Origin of the sequence: Herminiimonas arsenitoxidans, assembly GCF_900130075.1 — a bacterium.
Lineage (GTDB): Bacteria > Pseudomonadota > Gammaproteobacteria > Burkholderiales > Burkholderiaceae_D > Oxalicibacterium > Oxalicibacterium arsenitoxidans.
On the sequence record NZ_LT671418.1, the window covers coordinates 3,085,163 to 3,103,291 of the forward strand.

Below are 18,129 nucleotides of genomic sequence, written 5' to 3' on the forward strand. Positions count from 1 at the left end.
TATGTAATAAACATGTATGAATAAAAAAGAGCGTATGCATCGCCTGTTATCGCGATACATACGCTCTTTTTATTTCATCTATCTAGATGTTTAGCCAAGCACCTTTGAAGACGATAGGTCCGGTTGGGCCATTCGGATTAGGTGAGCCGCCTTTCGGCTCCAGTGTGACCGCCAGCAAAGGTGTGGTTTCCGGCGTTGTTCCTTCAGGCAGTGGCAAGGTGATGCTGCCATCGCTTGCGATCAAGCCGAGCGAGCGTGGTGGACCTTCCTTAGGCACGGCCCACAGTTCCAGACTCTTGTCGGCAGCTATCGTTTGCTGTTTCACGAGCTTGACCACCATTTTCTTGAGGGAGGCATCGCCGGTGACCAGCGCGATCGCTTGTGCCTTATCATCAGCCAGCATCGCGACATAGGTCGGTGCTGCCGGTGGTGTAAGTTCTGGCTGTTTGGTGAGTAATACAGCGATCAGAATCGTGGCGAGTGCAGTAGATGCCATGCCAAGACCGCGCCAGAAACTCAAATCCTCGCGTAAATTCAGCCAGAATGATTTCTTGCTCTGGTGCCCTGTTTTTTGCAATCCGATTTCTTTGGAGATGGCGCGCCATACTTCCGGCGACGGGTGTGCCGGCGTCGCAAATTCTGACATCGGATTCAGTCTGTCCTGCCATTCCGTAATGGCGAACCTGAGTGCGGCATCGTCATCCAGCCATGATTCAAGCCGACGGCGTGCGCCGCCCTTCAATGTGCCGAGTGCATATTCGGCTGCGAGCATTTCGCGCAGCGTTGCATTTTGTCGGACGGTCTGCCGAATACTCATACGCCCTCCAGTTTGGTCAGGCACAGACGCAGACGTTCCAGTCCGCGACGTACCCAGGTTTTGACGGTGCCTATTGGCAATGCCAATTGTGTGGCAACTTCGCTATGCGACAGATCGTGATAAAACGCCAATGCAATTGCTTGCCTGTGCATGCTTTCCAGTTTGGCGAAACAGCGCGCCAAGGCTTTCGATTCATCCGATATCTGCAAGGCCTCGATCGGGGTTGGATCGATACTTTCCAGTGCGTCCATCACTTCCTTGTCAAAATTATCCGCATCAATCTCCACCGCACTATCCAGGCGGCGCAAGGCGTCGAATGCCTTGTTGCGCACGATTGTTGTCATCCAGGTCATTGGTGCTGCCAAACCAGCTTGATAGCCGGCGGCATTGTTCCAAATGCTGACGAAACTTTCCTGTATGACTTCTTCCGCGAGTTCGCGCTTAACTAATATACGCAGCGCGAAGCCAAACAGTTTCGACGATGTTGCATCGTAGAGCGAACGGAAGGCGTCGCTGTCCTTGCGGGCTGTTGCCGCCAGCCATGTTTTGAGTTGTCGGGTGTCAGTTGTCAATTTTTGTCCCTTTCAAGACCTTGAATCTGGAAGGCGATGGTGTATTGATAACGTTTCTGGCTTGCATTTTAATCATGCGCAGAACGCAGATTACCCCATGACAGCTGGCGGTACGTATTTTTTACGTCTGATGATGATTTTATTGTCCGCGCCCGGCATCGTGACTTTTTGCATAGAATGGTGTTTTCCAATCCAGCTAGAAATCAGTCTTCATGAGTATGGAAAATGTACGTATCGATAAGTGGTTATGGGCGGCGCGCTTCTTTAAAACGCGAACTCTGGCGACCGATGCGGTCGATAATGGCAAGGTAAAGCTGGATAGGGATCGCATCAAGCCGGCACGCGGCGTTAAATGCGGCGATATCTTGCAGATCGATAATGGCGCAACCGAGTGGGAAGTGCTGGTGCAGGCTTTGTCCGATGTGCGCGGTTCGGCCGAAATGGCGCAGAAGCTGTACGTGGAAACGGAACAAAGTTTGGCCAAGCGGCAGCAGGAAGCGGAGAAACGCAAATTCTTCAAGGAGCCGGGTTTGACAATCAAGGGGCGACCGACCAAGCGCGATCGACGCCTGCTGGACAAGACGAATCAATAGTTTGAGAAGGGCGGAGCCAAAGCCGCTGTCATGCGCTAGTATTCAACTAGCAAATCAATAATCAGCCGCGAGGAGACATAGATGGGTCAATACATTGCACCGTTACGTGATATGCAATTTGTGCTGCACGAATTACTACATGTCGAAGATGAGTTGAAGGTTTTACCCAAGCATGCGGACATCGATGCCGACATCATCAACCAGGTGCTGGAAGAAGGCGGCAAGTTCACTTCAGAAGTTCTATTTCCGCTGAATCATACCGGCGACCGCGAAGGTTGCAAGCTCGATACCGCCACGCACGAAGTTACCCCACCCAAAGGTTTTAAAGCCGCCTACGAGCAATATGTAGCTGCCGGCTGGCCATCGCTGACCTGCGACCCCGAATACGGCGGCCAGGGCTTGCCTATGGTCTTGCAGAATTCGTTCTATGAAATGCTGAACTCGTCGAACCAGGCGTGGACCATGTATCCGGGTTTGTCGCACGGCGCGTATGAGTGCTTGTATGCACACGGCACCGAACAGCAAAAAGCGCTGTATTTGCCTAAGCTGGTTTCTGGCGAATGGACCGGCACCATGTGCCTGACGGAAGCGCAATGCGGTACCGATCTCGGCCTGTTGCGCTCGAAAGCTGAACCGCAAGCGGATGGCTCTTACAAAATTACCGGCAGCAAGATCTTCATCTCGGCCGGTGAGCACGATATGGCGGCAAACATCTTGCACCTAGTGCTCGCACGTTTGCCGGATGCGCCAGAAGGTACCAAAGGTATTTCGCTCTTCATCGTGCCTAAATTCCTGCCGGATGCTGATGGCAAGCTGGGCGCGCGCAATCCTATTTTCTGCGGCGCGCTAGAAGAGAAGATGGGCATCCACGGTAACGCTACCTGCCAGATGAATATCGATGGTGCGACTGGCTGGTTGATAGGCGAGCCAAACAAAGGCTTGAATGCGATGTTCGTGATGATGAATGCAGCGCGCCTCGGCGTCGGCATGCAATCGCTGGGTTTGACTGAAGTCGCGTATCAGAACGCCTTGATCTACGCGAAAGATCGCCTGCAAATGCGCAGTCTGACCGGTCCGAAGGCAACCAACAAACCAGCTGATCCCATCATCGTTCATCCCGATGTCCGTCGCATGTTGTTGACGGCCAAAGCTTATGCTGAAGGTGGTCGTGCATTCAGCTCCTACGTTGCGCTGCAGATCGATAAAGAATTGAATCACCCAGATCCAGCGGTGCGTGCAGAAGCAGTCGATGAAGTTGCGCTGCTGACGCCTATTATCAAAGCCTTCCTGACTGATAACGGTTGGATCTCCACTTCCGAAGCGATGCAGGTGTATGGCGGTCACGGCTTTATCTCCGAATGGGGCATGGAGCAATACGTACGCGATTCGCGCATCAACATGATTTACGAAGGTACCAACACCATCCAGTCATTGGATTTGCTGGGTCGAAAAATTTTGATGGATAACGGTGCCAAGCTGCGCAAATTCGGCGCGAAGATACAGGCTTTCGTTGAAGAAAATGGCACCGATGAAGCGATGTCAGAATTCATTACGCCGCTGGCTGATCTGGCTGACAAAGTCACCAAGCTGACGATGGAAATCGGCATGAAGGCTTTCCAGAACCCGGATGAAGTCGGTGCTGCGGCCGTGCCGTATCTGCGTGTAGCCGGACATTTGGTCTATGCCTACTTCTTCGCGCAGATGGCAAAGATTGCATTGGCGAAGCAGGACGACAGCGATCCATTCTACAAATCGAAACTGGGCACCGCGCGTTTCTACTTCGCGCGGCTGCTACCGGAAACCGCGATGCTGATCCGTCAGGCGCGTTCCGGTTCCGCCAGCCTGATGGCGCTGGATGCCGAATTGTTTTGAGCTTGAAACAAACACATTGCGATTAAAACTAAGCGTACGCATCACTCATTGAGAGGTTTAGGTATGTCAAATTTCATCGTCAAAAAAGTCGCTGTATTGGGCGCTGGCGTGATGGGCGCACAAATTGCCGCGCATTGCGTGAATGCCAAAGTGCCGGTCATATTGTTCGATCTGCCAGCCAAAGACGGCAACAAGAACGGCATCGTATTGCGTGCCATCGAGAATCTGAAAAAACTCAGCCCTGCGCCGCTGGCCAATGTCGATTACGCGGCATTGATAGAAGTAGCGAATTACGAAGATGATCTGGAAAAGCTGAAAGAGTGCGACCTGATCATCGAGGCCATTGCCGAGCGCATGGACTGGAAGCACGATTTGTATAAAAAGGTCGCGCCGCATATAGCTGCCCATACGATCTTTGCATCGAATACATCGGGCTTATCGATTACGGAATTGTCGAATGGCTTTGATGCGAATTTGAAAGCGCACTTCTGTGGTGTGCATTTCTTCAATCCGCCGCGTTATATGCATCTGGTGGAATTGATTCCGACGGTAGCAACCAAGCCGGAGATTCTGGATCAACTGGAAGGCTTCCTCACTTCGACTTTGGGTAAGGGCGTAGTACGTGCCTTCGATACACCTAACTTCATCGCTAACCGTGTCGGTATCTTCGGCATGCTGGCAACCATGCATGAAGCAGAGAAATTCGGCCTCACCGTCGATGTTGTGGATGATTTGACCGGCAGCAAACTGGGTCGCGCCAAATCGGGTACTTTCCGCACCGCTGACGTGGTTGGTTTGGATACGATGGCGCACGTGATCACGACGATGCAGAATACGCTGCAGAACGATCCATTTTTCCCTGTGTATAAAACACCGGACGTTCTCACCAAGTTGATAGGCGGTGGTGCACTCGGACAAAAAGCGGGCGCCGGTTTCTATAAAAAAGTCGGCAAGGATATCTTGCGCATCGACCCGGCCAAGGCGGATTACGTCGCAGGCGGTGGCAAGGCAGACGATCTGGTTGCGCGCATTCTGAAAGAAAAAGATCCAGCCAAGCGCATGAAGGCGCTGCATGATTCGACCAACCCGCAAGCACAATTCCTGTGGGCGATCTTCCGCGATGCTTTCCACTACATCGCAGTGCATCTGGAATCGATAGCCGACAATGCACGCGATGTTGATTTCGCCTTGCGTTGGGGCTTTGGCTGGAACAATGGTCCGTTTGAAACCTGGCAAGCCGCCGGTTGGCAGCAAATCGCAACCTGGGTCAAAGAAGATATCGATGCAGGCAAGGCGCTCAGCAATGCACCATTGCCAGCTTGGGTGTTCGATGGACGTGATGGCGTACATGCAGCCGACGGTTCATGGTCGCCTAAGCAAAAGAAAAATATCCCACGTTCGAATCTGCCGGTGTATCAACGTCAGGTCTTCCGTGCTGCACTGGTTGGTGATCAAAGTACGAATGGTCGCACGGCTGGTACGACAGTTTTTGAAGATGAATCGGTACGCATCTGGCATCAGGATGATGAAGTGCTGATTCTGTCCTTCAAGACCAAGATGCATGTGATCGGTGCTGGCGTCACCGCAGGCATCAAGAAAGCGATAGAAGAAGCAGAAAAGAATTACAAAGGTCTGGTGATCTGGCACGCGGATGCAGCCGAAGGCGGCGCGTTCTCGGCTGGTGCTGATCTGCAATCGATGCTGCCGCTCTTCATGTCTGGCGGCGTCAAGGCGATCGAGCCGGAAGTCGTCAAACTGCAGCAGGCACATCAGGCATTGAAGTATGCGAATGTACCGGTAGTCGCAGCAGTCGCTGGCCTCGCACTCGGTGGTGGTTGCGAATTGATGCTGCACGCAGCCAAACGCGTGGCATCGATAGAGTCCTATATCGGTCTGGTCGAAGTTGGTGTCGGCCTGATTCCAGCCGGTGGCGGTTTGAAGGAAGCTGCAGCACGCGCGGCGAATGATGCGCGTGGTAACGACATCCTGCAATTCCTGAAAAACTATTACATGAATGCGGCAACGGCAGCCGTGTCACGTTCAGCGCTGGAAGCGCAAACCATGGGCTATCTGAAGAGCGACGACATCATCGTCTTCAATGCGTATGAATTGCTGCACATTGCGAAAACACAGGCACGCGCGATGTTCGATGCCGGTTATCGTGCTCCGCGTAAAGCCTTGGTGCCTGTGACCGGAAAGTATGGCCTGGCGACGATAGGCGCGCAGTTATTGAATATGCGTGACGGTGGTTTTATTTCTGCACATGACTACAAGCTCGGCATGATGATCGCAGAAGTGGTGACAGGCGGTGAAGTGGAGCAGGGCAGTCTGGTCGATGAACAATGGCTGCTCGATCATGAGCGCAAGGCGTTTATGGAACTGCTGAACAATCCGAAAACCCAGGAACGCATCATGGGAATGATGCAAACCGGTAAACCAGTGCGTAACTGATCAGGAGCATAAGATGAGCAAACAACTTCAAGATGCCTACATCGTTGCCGCGACCCGTACGCCTATCGGCAAGGCGCCGCGCGGGATGTTCAAGAACACGCGGCCGGATGATTTGCTGGTACATGCATTGCAATCGGCTTTGGCACAAGTGCCTTCCCTAGATCCGAATCTGATCGAGGATGCGATAGTCGGCTGTTCCTTCCCGGAAGCAGAGCAGGGTTTGAATATGGCGCGCATGGCCGTGCTGCTGGCAGGCTTGCCCAAGACAGTTGGCGGCGTGACGGTGAATCGTTATTGCGCGTCTGGCTTGACCGCGATTGCGATGGCGGCGGACCGTATTCGTGTCGGTGAAGCCGATGTAATGATCGCCGCTGGTGCCGAGTCCATGTCCATGGTTCCTATGATGGGTCATCATCCTGCCATGAATATGGGCATCTTCAAGGAAGAGAACATAGGCATGGCGTACGGCATGGGTCTGACTGCCGAACGCGTCGCGACGCAATGGAAAGTAACGCGTGAGGCGCAGGATCAGTTTGCGCTGAACTCGCACCTGAAGGCTTTAGCAGCGCAGCAAAGCGGGGAATTCAATAATGAAATGACGGCGGTCGAGATCGTCGAACGTTTCCCTAATCTTTCGAGTGGGCAGATCGACGTCACTACACGCCTCGTGAATATGGATGAAGGCGCACGTGCCGATACCAATCTCGAAGCGCTGGCTAAACTACGTCCGGTGTTTTCGCCTAAAGGTTCAGTCACAGCCGGTAACAGCTCGCAAACCTCGGATGGTGCGGGCGCGCTGATTTTGGTCAGTGAAAAAATCCTCAAGCAATTCAATCTGACACCGCTGGCGCGCTTCGTTTCGTTTGCAGTACGCGGCGTGCCGCCGGAAATCATGGGCATAGGGCCGAAGGAAGCAATTCCTGCCGCCTTGCGTGCCGCCGGCCTGAAGCAGGATCAGATGGACTGGATAGAGTTGAATGAAGCCTTTGCGGCGCAAGCGCTAGCAGTTATCCAGGATCTCGGCCTGGATCCATCCAAGGTTAATCCTATGGGTGGTGCGATTGCTCTGGGTCATCCGCTGGGAGCAACTGGCGCGATCCGTTCCGCTACTGTCGTGCATGCCTTGCGTCGCAAGAATCTGAAGTACGGCATGGTAACGATGTGCGTGGGAACAGGTATGGGCGCGGCAGGGATTTTTGAAAAAATGTAGTTGTCGTCTCATCTAATAAAAAGCCGCATGACTTCTGGTCTTGCGGCTTTTTATTTGCCTGATTACTTTTTCGTATCTATTGAGCCATTCGATTTCATATCTCCTCAACATCGCCCTTTGTTTGCAATTCATTGCACAACTATGTGGCATACCTCTTAATAATTCTCTGCATTTTTCACCAAAAGCGGGACCGGTTTTCAGTTTTAACCGTGTTTACCACGTGGCACGATAACTGCTATGTCAGTTTAAAGGGCGACTCGCGATATGTCGCTTTTTAAGAATGCACAATGTGGTATGCCACATAAATTATTTGGTGGCGCTGAGTAGGTTTTCTAAATGCAAGACTGAATTAGGAATGGAATGATGAAGAAGATAGAACGCAAGAAAAGCATGGTCGGTCAGTTGAAGATTGCAGCGATGTTAGTCATGAGTGGTATCGCATTGGTCGCTGCAAATACCGCAACCGCACAAGAGCCGAAAAAGATTCGCTTTGCACTTGACTGGGCCATGCAAGGACCGCAAGCACCATTCCTGATTCCACATGCTGATGGTTGTTATACAAAAGCTGGTCTGAATGTTATTACCGATCGCGGTTTTGGTTCCGGTGACACTGTTACCAAGGTCGCGAGTGGTGGTTATGACGTTGGATTTGCAGACATCAACGCAATGATTGAGTACAACGCAAAACATCCAGAGTCGAAACTTATTTCATTCTTCATGATTTATGACGGGAATGCTTTGTCGATTGCAAGTCGCAAAGATAAAGGCATCACCAAGCCGTCTGATCTGGTTGGCAAAACAATTGCAGCACCTGCCGGCGATGCTTCGCGCCGACTTTTCTCTGCACTGGCCAAAGCAAACAATGTCGATCCTGACTCCGTTAAGTGGATCAACGTGGCTCCAGAGCTGCGGGAAAGCATGTTGGTGCGGGGAAGTGTAGATGCCATTAGCGGCGCCGCATTCACGGTCTACATGGGATCAAAAGCTGGTGGCCTCAAAGATGACAACATCGTCATGCTGCGATACCCAGAATACGGTGTATCTCTCTATGGCACGGCACTGGTGGCGAAACCTTCGTTTGCAGCCGCAAATGCAAAAGCACTGACATCCATGGTTGAGTGCATTGCACAAGGTATGGCTAAAAGCATCCAGGATCCCGAATCCGCAATTGACGCTTTGTTAAAACGCGAACCTTTGACTGATAGAAAGATTGAAATGGAGCGCATGAGACTGTCCTTCGACTGGTCTATCGCCACTCCATGGGTACGCAAGCACGGCATGAGTCAAATCGATCCTGTGCGCATGAATAAGTCACTCGTTGAGGTTGGGACTGCACTGGATATACCGACACCAAATGCCAAGGATGTCTATACCGATGCATACCTGCCGGCACGCTCCAAACTGATGATCACCAAATGACCACGCAATTAGAACAAGTCGAGGATCAAGGCAGACCCTTGGTTGAGATGAGCGATGTTTCCCTTACCTATGGCGAGGGAGACGATGGTCTGCTGGCTCTTCAGGGTGTCGATTTGAATATTCAGCAAGGTGAGTTTGTTGCCTTGGTGGGGCCGTCTGGTTGCGGAAAATCGACGATGCTGAAATTGATTAGCGGACTGCGGTTAGCGAAATCGGGTGCTGTTGTTGTGTCCGGTCGTGAAGTTGATCGTCCATTGAAGTTTGTTGGTATGGCATTCCAAAGTCCAGCGCTGCTGCCGTGGCGAAACATTCTGAGTAATGTGATGCTGCCATTAGAAATCGTCGAGCCGCATTGCCGCACCTTTAAAAAAGATCTGCCGGTCAATACTGAGCGTGCGCATGCTCTTTTCAAAAAAGTAGGTTTGAAAGAAGTCGCGCATCGATATCCATGGCAACTATCCGGCGGCATGCAACAACGTGCTTCATTGTGTCGCTCTTTGATACATGAGCCGAAGCTGCTGTTGCTTGATGAACCTTTTGGCGCTCTGGATGCTTTCACGAGAGAAGACTTGTGGGATACGTTGAAGGCATTGTGGAGTGAGCAAGGATTTACGGTTGTTCTCGTCACGCATGACTTGACTGAGGCGACTTATCTGGCTGATACCGTTCACGTATTTTCACAGCGACCCGGTCGCATTATTCATACACGAAAAATCCCTAACGAATGCAGACGCACGCGGGATGATCGTTATACCGCCTTGTTTGCAGAAGAGGTCGCGAGCTTGCGTGAGTTTGTTGGTCATGCGCAGGAGGCTCACTCATGAACCGCGTAAAAATTCGTCATGCTCTTGCGCCATGGCTTACTGCATTGGGTTTGTTTTTCCTGTGGGAGTTTGCTTGCCGTGCATTTGCAGTGCCTGAAATGATCCTGCCTGCACCCAGCCAGATTATTCACTCCATGGTGCAGTATTGGTCGGTCATTCAAGCCGAAGCACTGCAGACTCTCTTCACGACTCTTGTAGGTTTCGCGCTCGCGATTGTCTTCGGTGTGTTGCTTGGTGTGTTGGTGGGTGCCAGTCCAGAAATCTACCGAGCCATCAATCCGCTCATGATTGGATTTAATTCCATCCCCAAGGTGGCCATCGTCCCCGTTTTAGTGATGTGGTTCGGCATAGGTACGGTCCCGGCAGTGCTATGTGCATTCCTCACTGCGTTCTTCCCGATTGCGGTCAATGTCGCTACAGGGATTGCACATTTAGAACCAGAACTTGCAGATGTCTTGCGATCCCTGGGCGCTACTAAGTCGGTCATTCTAAAAAAAGTGGCATTGCCGCGCGCGCTTCCTTATCTCTTCGCCTCTTTGAAAGTTGCCATTACATTGGCATTCGTCGGTTCAGTTGTGTCGGAGATGGTCGCAAGTAACGCCGGTATTGGTTACCTATTACTGAATGCCAGTTCTTCATTCCGTGTGCCATTGGTATTTGCCGCGTTGATCGTGGTGGGCATCATGGGAATTCTGATGTATGCGATATCAGATTTCATCGAGCGTCGTTCCACATCTTGGGCAAAACGTGGAGAGTAATTCTATGCCCGTCCTGTAATACAGCAATAACGCTGTTCATCTTTTAGGGAGTTTCCAATGAAGTTAATAAAACATGCTGCCATAGGCAGCGTGCTAGGCCTTGTCGCGTCTGCATTTTCAATGAGTGCCTTTGCACAGAGTAATGTGCAAGTCGGCGGTATGGTGGATGTCTACGCTGGCTCCATCAAACGCAGCGGTGATGCTGCGAGCACATCAGTGGTCAATAGTAGTGGCATGCAAACCTCATGGTGGGGTTTCAAGGGCACGGAAGAACTTGGTGGCGGCTTGCAAGCGCAGTTTGCGCTGACCGGTTTTTTCCGTCCTGATGTTGGTGGTATGGGGCGCAACAACACGGACACGATGTTCGCGAGAGATGCCAACGTAGGACTTTCTGGTTCATTTGGCCGTGTGTCATTGGGACGTGATCTTGCGCCTAACTTTGTTCCGACACTGACTTTCAATCCATTCGGTTCCTCGTTCGCCTTTTCGCCGCTGGGCTTGCATACGCAGACATCTTCAAGCCGCTATCGTGGCCAAGCCTGGTCGGCAACTGTATCCGGCGATACTGCCTGGAGCAACGAGATCATGTACGTTACGCCGCAACTCGGCGGATTTACCACCAGCTTGTTCTTGCAGCTTGGCGAGCAGGCCGGGAAGTCGGGCAAGAATAATTACGGCGTGAATACCATGTATGCCAAAGGACCGCTCTCTTTCGGCGGCTATTTTCAGTCTGTCAAAGTAAGCAATCCGGTTGATTCCGTTACCACAGGTGATTCACGTGTTTTCACGTTTACGCCTTACAACCAAGTGACTGGAGCGACCTATACTCTGGCCGCGTCCAAGAATGACACCTGGTTTGTTGGTGGTGCTTATGACTTGCAGTTTATGAAGCTGTTTGGGACGCTGAACTATTCAACGACCAAGCTGATTGGGGCTGTTGACGATAGTAAATACGATTTGAAATCGAATACGGTTCAATTGGGTGTCAGTGTGCCTGTAGGCAAAGGTTCTGTATTGGCCTCCTGGGCGCGAACCAATGTCAAAGCAGAAGGAGATTTCACGGCGGTGTTGGGAAGCTCAGACGTAAGGTCGTCTATTGTGCGCAATACGGCTTCGCTGGGATATGACTACTTCCTCTCCAAGCGTACGGATGTGTATACCGTTGCCAGTTACGACAAGCTGACAGACCAAGCTAGTGGTATTAGCTTTGGTGTAGGCATACGCCAGCGCTTCTAATATATACATCGGGGCAGTGCAGTCGTGCTGCTCCGATGAAATGCTTATTTCCAGTATTCATAAAAAATTTGACTGAGCACTGCAATGAAGTTTTGTCACAGAGATGCTCGAGTCAAATTATTCCAAGTGACATTGAGTCCATTACTCCAGTCCTTCTCATTTATTCAACTGCCATCAATGTAATGCACTCAAGTGGTGCGATTGCGCACCAGTGCGACACGATGCGCTTTCATTCAGTACACACCTAAGTTTCAGTCTAGCGTTGGTCAGCATTTTGTTAATCAATCGTACAAGAAACGTAGTGGCACAGACCTTGCTATGACGTAGTTAAGCTTGTACACAAGAAGGTATTCTAATTACCGATCTGGTGTTGGCAGGCCGAACGTGAGCTTACTCGTCAACTTTAAAAGGATCAGCCATGCACTCTCGCAGAAAATTTATTGCCACCCTGATTGCCGCATCGTTTGCATACGCTGCAGGCTCTACTTCAGCGCTGGCCGCGGATCAGGTGATTCGTGTTGGTACGCTCAAACTGATGCACGGCATCACGCCTTACTTCTACGATAAGTTCACGCCACCGGGCTACAAGATAGAAGTGATTCCATTCGAGACACCGACTGATGGCAAGAATGCAGTCGCTACCAAGTCTGTCGATTTCGGCACCTATGGTTTGGCAGCAGCAACGCTGGGTGCCGCAGCCGGCGAACCTATTGTGATAGTCGCAGCACAATGCAATCGCGGTATGGCGGTGGTGGCACGTGCTGATAGCAAGATCGCTTCTATCAAGGATTTGAAAGGCCACCGCGTTGGCATATTGCCGGGTTCTACACAGGAGGTCGTGATTCTCGATCGCTTGAAACAAGAGGGTATGACGGTCAAGGACATCACGCCGGTACGCGTGTCCTTCAGCGAAATGGCATCCGCGCTTGAGCGCGGCGATATCGATGCCTTCGTCGGTGCAGAACCTGGTCCATCGATCAGCGTCAGCCGCGGCATTGGCAAGATTGTCGAGTATCCGTATTCAACACCGACCGGCACCGTCAACATGGTCATGACTACGCATGCAGACAACATCAAGAACAAGCAGGAACTGATCAAGGTGTTCTTGAAGATCCATCGTCAGGCAACTGAATACGCAATGGCGAATCGTGCTGCCTTTGTATCCATGACAGAACAGAAGCTGGGTCTGCCGGCCAAAGTAGCGGAACTGGCTGCACCTAACGTTGAGCTGACATGGAAATTGGATGATGAATGGATCAAACGTGCCAAGTATTACGGTTCGCAAATGCTGGATAAAAAACAGATCCGCCAATTGCCTGATTACGGCACTTTCATCGATGCCAGCTTCAATCAGCAAGTCAAGTAAGTAACAAGTTAAGCAAGCATTATCTGGAAGGATTTATCGTGGAACAAACCGTCGAGTTACCAATGAAAATTGTCAGGCCGGATGTGTGGCCGCGCATCAAGCGTTGGCTGACTCCGTTGATCGTGCCGCTGCTGTTGTTGGTGGGGTGGCATTTTGGTGTGAAGCTGTCCGGTACTCGGCTCATTCCTTTGCCGAAAGAAGTCGGCCTGATGTTGTATGACTTCGCATTTGGCGGGATCTACGATGATGCTTTCAGTGCAACGCTGCCATTGCATCTGTGGAAATCGGTCACGCGCGTCTACGGTGGTTTCTTCGCTGCTGCGCTGGTCGGTATTCCACTCGGTTTGCTGATAGGCCGCATCAAGGTGATACGCGATTTGTTTGATCCAACCTTGCAATTGCTGCGTCCGGTGCCGGTAACGGCATGGTTGCCACTGTCGATGATTTTCTTCGGCATTGGTCCTAACGCTGCGATCTTCCTCGTATTCCTTGGCGCGTTTTATCCGATAGTGTTCAATACGACGTTTGGCGTGAAGGCAGTTGATAACCGTTTGTTTGAAGCGGCCTTGATGCTGGGTTGTAACGGCTCATCCTTGTTCCGTCAGGTGGTGTTGCCGGCTGCGATGCCATCCATCTTGAATGGCTTGCGCCTCGGTCACGGCTTTGCCTGGATCTTGATCGTAGTGGGTGAAATGACCGGCGTACCGGAAGGTCTGGGCGCAGTGATCATGGATGGTCGCATGTTGTCGCGTACCGATCTGGTGATCGCCGGCATGGTTGTCATCGGCATAGTCGGTTACAGCACGGATCGCATATTGGTCGCCATCAATAACTATTTACTCAAATGGAGCCCGCAACATCATGTCTGATACTTACTCCGAACGTCGCCCGCTGCCGGCGATAGATATCAAAGGCGTCAGCAAGGTTTTCTCTATCGGTGGACAAACCGTGCAGGCTTTGCGTGAAGTGAACCTGACCATCAACAAGGGTGAATTCGTTTGTTTGATTGGTGCTTCCGGTTGCGGTAAATCGACACTGCTGCGCATCATGGCTGGCTTTGAAACGACGTCGTCCGGCAGCGCCAATATGTATGGCATGCCTATCGATGGACCTAGTCCTGAGCGCGGCATGGTGTTTCAGGATTACGGCTTGTTCCCATGGCTGACGGTGAAAGAAAACATCGGCTTTGGTCAGCGCCAACGCAATCTGCCGAAAGCCAAGCTGGAAGAACTGTCGGCTTACTACACCGATATGGTGGGCCTGACCAAGTTCGCCAATTACTATCCGGGGCAATTGTCCGGCGGTATGAAGCAACGCGTGGCGATTGCACGTGTGCTGGCTAATGATTGCGAAGTGTTGTTGATGGATGAACCTTTTGGCGCACTTGATGCATTAACGCGTGAAAAATTGCAGCAGGATTTGCTGGAAATCTGGGAGCGCACTAAAGTTACCGTGGTCTTCGTTACACATGCAGTAGAAGAAGCGGTGATGTTGTCGGATCGCGTCGTTGTGATGACAGCCGGTCCCGGCCGCATTGAAGAAGACATCAAACTTGAGCTGGCGCGCCCACGTGATATTACTGCGGTTCAATTCAATGAAATACGTCGCGATATCACGCAATACCTGACCAGCCATGTGTCGAGCAAGGTCGCTGCATGAGTTTGGTTTGACATGCCCGCAGGTGAGAATTCACGCTACCATTGCACAGGATTCCCGCCGTCGCGGGAATAACAGCCTGATTGAATAGGAAAGCATGACACCGATTTATCGCGGGATGGATCAGGCAGCGCTAGACGCTGGTTATAACAACTCTTTGGCAGTGGCGAATAGCAGTGCGCTGTTGGCGGATTTTGACCAGCGTAGTGCTGCCTTGCGTGCCGAGTACAGCAGCCATCTGGATTTGCGTTATGGTCAGGCAGAGCGTAATCGCATCGATTACTTTGCCGGCGACCAGCCGGGGCCTTTGTTGATTTTTATCCACGGTGGTTACTGGCAAATGCGTGCGAAGGAAACTTTCAGTTTTCTAGCGGCGGGGCCTTTGGCACACGGCATGCACGTAGCGCTGGTCGGTTATACGTTGGCACCGGATGCTACTTTGACAGAAATTGTGAGTGAAGTACGCGCATCGATTGCATGGCTGAGAAATCATGCTGCCGATTTTGGCGGCGATCCGAATCGAATGATTGTGTCAGGCTGGTCTGCCGGTGGTCACTTGACGGCGATGTGCATGGATGAGCCTGGCGTCATCGGTGGCGTAGCGATCAGTGGTATTTACGATCTGGCACCAGTACGTCTTTGCTACCTGAACAATAAGTTGCAATTGAGTGATGACGAAGTGCAGTCTCTCAGTCCTTTGTCTTTACCTTTGAGCTTGCATCCGCTGGTCTTGATGTACGGCTCCGACGAGTTGCCTGAACTGCAAAGGCAATCGGAACAATTCGGCGCAGCGCGCAGTGGCTTGCCTGGCAAATTGGTGCCGTTGGCGCAACGCAATCACTTTACGATCTTGAACGAATTGGCCGCACCTGATGGTGCGATCACGCGCGAAGTTTGTGCGCTGGCAGGCATCAAGTAGATCCGGCCTTTTTATGAGCGCTGTACGGGCTCTTCCGAATGGAAGCGTTGGCGGTAATCGGCAGGACTGATACCTAATCGTTTGGAGAAGATGCGGCGTAAGGTGGCGGCATTAGTGAGGCCGCAACGACGTGCGATGTCACTCAAGCCGAGGTCAGTCGCTTCCAGATAGCGGCGTGCCGCATCGATGCGCGCATCGTTGACGAAGTTCATCAAGGTCAAACCGGTTTCCTGCTTGAAGATACGCGAGAGATTGCGTGCGCTCATCTGCATGGCTTCTGCAATGCTCAACAAGGTATGTTCGACCTCCAGATTGTCGAGCACATAGCTTTGCACTGCAGCGATAGGTGTATCGTTTTCTACTTGTGCTTCCAATAGCGGGCTGAATTGCGATTGCCCGCCTGCGCGTCGCAGATATACGATCAGATACTTGGCAACATCAAGTGCCATCTGCTTGCCGAAATCCTCTTCTATCAATGCCAGCGACAGATCTATGCCAGCCGTCACGCCTGCAGTGGTGTAGAGCACATCGTCCTTGACGTAAATGCGATCCGGTTCCACCTTGGCCTTGCGGAACATGCTGGTCAGACGCGCTGCATCCATCCAGTGTGTAGTCACCGTTTTGCCATTGATCATGCCGGCGGCACCGAGTGCGAATACGCCGTTGCAGATGGCACCTATGCGGCGGCAGTTTTCGCCTTGCGCAGCCAGCCAGTCGGTTAGTGTGGTGTCTTCCAGTATGTCGAACACGCCCAGCCCGCCCGGCACGATCAGCGTATCGAAGTGCGGGCAAGGATCGAAGATGGTGCGATCCGGCATGATCGTCAATCCGCTGGATGACTGTATCGGTCCGCGTGTGGTCGCGATGGTCAGAATTTCATATTCACAGTCACCGCCGCTGAGTACTTTTACTTCGGCAAAGGCATCGCTGGGTGCTGCAATATCCAGCATCTGGAAGCGTGGGAAAACGACGAGGCCGACGGTTATTTTGCGCATGAGGAATGATGAACGGAATACGTATGAAGGGCAGGAATTAAATATCTGTGCAAATCATACCTGATGCCTTGTGCGTACATCCTTTCCATTGGTTTGTGAGTCAAGGTGATGATGGATGTGAAAAAGCGCCTTGCGGCGCTTTTTCGTGAAGCAAGTCAAATTAATTAGACAGCCTGCGCTTCATGCATTTCTGCAATCTGCTGTGCGTTATAACCAAGGCTGGTCAATACCTCATCCGTATGTTCGCCAAGCAAAGGCGACTCTGTAATTTCTACCTTGTTGGCCGACATCTTGATCGGACTGCCGACGGTCAGATATTTGCCGCGTACCTTGTGATCGACTTCGACGATGGTTTCGCTTCTACGCAAGGATGGATCGTAGGCGATTTCTTTCATCGACAATACCGGGCCGCATGGAATGTCGAACTTGCGGAAGATTTCAATCGCTTCAAATTTATCCTTATCTTTGAGCCAGTCTTCGATGTAGGCAAAGATATCGAAAATCTTGTCCTGACGCGCCAACGCTGTCATGTATTCAGGATTGTCTATCCACTCTTCCTTGTTGATGGCGCGACAGGTTTGTGGCCATGCAGTGCCTTGTATCGTGAAGTAGATATAAGCATTCGGATCATTCTCCCAACCTTTGCACTTGAGTACCCAACCCGGATTGCCGCCACCGCCTGCATTGCCACCGCGCGGTACGACGTCGGTGAAGGTGCCATGCGGATATTGCGGATACTCTTCCAGCACGCCGGTTCTTTCCAGACGTTGCTGATCGCGCAGTTTGACGCGGCACAGATTCAACACGGCGTCTTGCATCGAGACCGCCACTTTTTGTCCGAGGCCAGTGTGGTGGCGCTGTTGTAATGCTGCGAGTATGCCTATGGTCAAATGCATGCCGGTGTTGCTGTCGCCGAGTGCGGCACCGCTGACAGTCGGTGGGCCGTCCCAGAAGCCGGTCGTCGTGGCTGATCCACCTGCGCATTGCGCGACGTTGTCGTAGACCTTCAAGTCTTCATAGAAATGGCCTTCATTAAAACCTTTGACCGAGGCCAGGATCAGGCGTGGATTCAGCTTCTGTATGTGTTCCCAGGTGAAACCCATGCGATCCAGTACGCCAGGTGCAAAGTTCTCCACCATGATGTCGGATTGCTGGATGAGTTTTTCCAGTACTTCCTTGCCTTGCGGTGTCTTGGTATTGAGCGTCAATGATTTCTTGTTGCAGTTCAGCATGGTGAAATACAGCGCATCAACACCAGGGATGTCTTGCAGCGAAGTGCGGGTGGCGTCGCCTGAGCCGGGACGTTCCACCTTGGTCACATCTGCGCCAAACCATGCGAGCTGCTGAGTGCAGGACGGGCCTGCCTGCACATGCGTGAAATCGATAATCTTGATGCCGTCGAGAGCCTTACTCATGATGCATATTCCTTTTCTCTATCGTT

At 51.8% G+C, this 18,129-nt stretch carries 16 protein-coding genes; 12 read left to right on the plus strand and 4 right to left on the minus strand.

Annotated elements, in window-relative coordinates:
• Window positions 1-82: 82 nt before the first annotated feature.
• Together BQ6873_RS14665 and BQ6873_RS14670 are read right to left on the minus strand one after the other, a co-directional pair.
• Window positions 83-817: an anti-sigma factor gene (locus BQ6873_RS14665; protein ID WP_076593306.1), complete on the minus strand. Its 735-nt coding sequence runs from the start codon at window positions 815-817 to the stop codon at window positions 83-85.
• A complete protein-coding gene (locus BQ6873_RS14670) occupies window positions 814-1,389 on the minus strand; it encodes a sigma-70 family RNA polymerase sigma factor (protein ID WP_076593307.1) in 576 nt (191 codons plus the stop codon). Before BQ6873_RS14670 ends, BQ6873_RS14665 begins: the two co-directional genes overlap by 4 nt.
• A 212-nt stretch (window positions 1,390-1,601) precedes the next feature.
• Between BQ6873_RS14670 and BQ6873_RS14675 the strand changes: the two genes are divergently transcribed.
• From BQ6873_RS14675 to BQ6873_RS14730, 12 genes are all read left to right on the plus strand, one after another.
• Window positions 1,602-1,982 carry an RNA-binding S4 domain-containing protein gene (locus BQ6873_RS14675; RefSeq protein WP_083664482.1) on the plus strand — a complete coding sequence of 127 codons (381 nt, stop codon included), beginning with the start codon at window positions 1,602-1,604 and terminating at the stop codon, window positions 1,980-1,982.
• Window positions 1,983-2,063: 81 nt separating this feature from the next.
• Entirely contained in the window at window positions 2,064-3,854 is a 1,791-nt protein-coding gene (locus BQ6873_RS14680; protein WP_076593308.1) for an acyl-CoA dehydrogenase C-terminal domain-containing protein, read from the plus strand.
• Between the two features lie 63 nt (window positions 3,855-3,917).
• Entirely contained in the window at window positions 3,918-6,305 is a 2,388-nt protein-coding gene (locus BQ6873_RS14685) for a 3-hydroxyacyl-CoA dehydrogenase/enoyl-CoA hydratase family protein (RefSeq protein WP_076593309.1), read from the plus strand.
• Between the two features lie 13 nt (window positions 6,306-6,318).
• A complete protein-coding gene (locus tag BQ6873_RS14690; protein ID WP_076593310.1) occupies window positions 6,319-7,515 on the plus strand; it encodes an acetyl-CoA C-acyltransferase in 1,197 nt (398 codons plus the stop codon).
• A 363-nt stretch (window positions 7,516-7,878) separates the two neighbouring features.
• Window positions 7,879-8,934, plus strand: coding sequence for an ABC transporter substrate-binding protein (locus tag BQ6873_RS14695; protein WP_231949356.1), 1,056 nt, complete (start codon window positions 7,879-7,881; stop codon window positions 8,932-8,934).
• The gene (locus BQ6873_RS14700; RefSeq protein WP_076593311.1) at window positions 8,931-9,758 is read left to right on the plus strand and encodes an ABC transporter ATP-binding protein; all 828 of its coding nucleotides are present in this window, start codon (window positions 8,931-8,933) and stop codon (window positions 9,756-9,758) included. Before BQ6873_RS14695 ends, BQ6873_RS14700 begins: the two co-directional genes overlap by 4 nt.
• A complete protein-coding gene (locus tag BQ6873_RS14705; protein ID WP_076593312.1) occupies window positions 9,755-10,516 on the plus strand; it encodes an ABC transporter permease in 762 nt (253 codons plus the stop codon). Before BQ6873_RS14700 ends, BQ6873_RS14705 begins: the two co-directional genes overlap by 4 nt.
• A 57-nt stretch (window positions 10,517-10,573) precedes the next feature.
• Complete coding sequence (locus BQ6873_RS14710) at window positions 10,574-11,752, plus strand: porin (RefSeq protein ID WP_076593313.1); 1,179 nt, start codon at window positions 10,574-10,576, stop codon at window positions 11,750-11,752.
• Between the two features lie 418 nt (window positions 11,753-12,170).
• A complete protein-coding gene (locus BQ6873_RS14715) occupies window positions 12,171-13,118 on the plus strand; it encodes an ABC transporter substrate-binding protein (protein ID WP_076593314.1) in 948 nt (315 codons plus the stop codon).
• A 38-nt stretch (window positions 13,119-13,156) separates the two neighbouring features.
• Entirely contained in the window at window positions 13,157-13,987 is an 831-nt protein-coding gene (locus BQ6873_RS14720) for an ABC transporter permease (RefSeq protein ID WP_231949358.1), read from the plus strand.
• Window positions 13,980-14,777 (plus strand): ABC transporter ATP-binding protein, encoded by a 798-nt coding sequence (locus BQ6873_RS14725; protein WP_076593316.1) that lies wholly within the window; start codon window positions 13,980-13,982, stop codon window positions 14,775-14,777. The genes BQ6873_RS14720 and BQ6873_RS14725 overlap by 8 nt, the downstream gene beginning before the upstream one ends.
• Window positions 14,778-14,871: 94 nt before the next feature.
• Window positions 14,872-15,693: an alpha/beta hydrolase gene (locus BQ6873_RS14730; RefSeq protein WP_076593317.1), complete on the plus strand. Its 822-nt coding sequence runs from the start codon at window positions 14,872-14,874 to the stop codon at window positions 15,691-15,693.
• 11 nt (window positions 15,694-15,704) lie between these two features.
• On the opposite strand, the gene BQ6873_RS14735 is transcribed toward BQ6873_RS14730, so the two are convergent.
• Both BQ6873_RS14735 and frc read right to left on the minus strand, forming a co-directional pair.
• Window positions 15,705-16,688 (minus strand): GlxA family transcriptional regulator, encoded by a 984-nt coding sequence (locus BQ6873_RS14735; protein ID WP_076593318.1) that lies wholly within the window; start codon window positions 16,686-16,688, stop codon window positions 15,705-15,707.
• Window positions 16,689-16,852: 164 nt separating this feature from the next.
• Window positions 16,853-18,103: a formyl-CoA transferase gene (gene frc / locus BQ6873_RS14740; protein WP_076593319.1), complete on the minus strand. Its 1,251-nt coding sequence runs from the start codon at window positions 18,101-18,103 to the stop codon at window positions 16,853-16,855.
• Window positions 18,104-18,129: the final 26 nt, after the last annotated feature.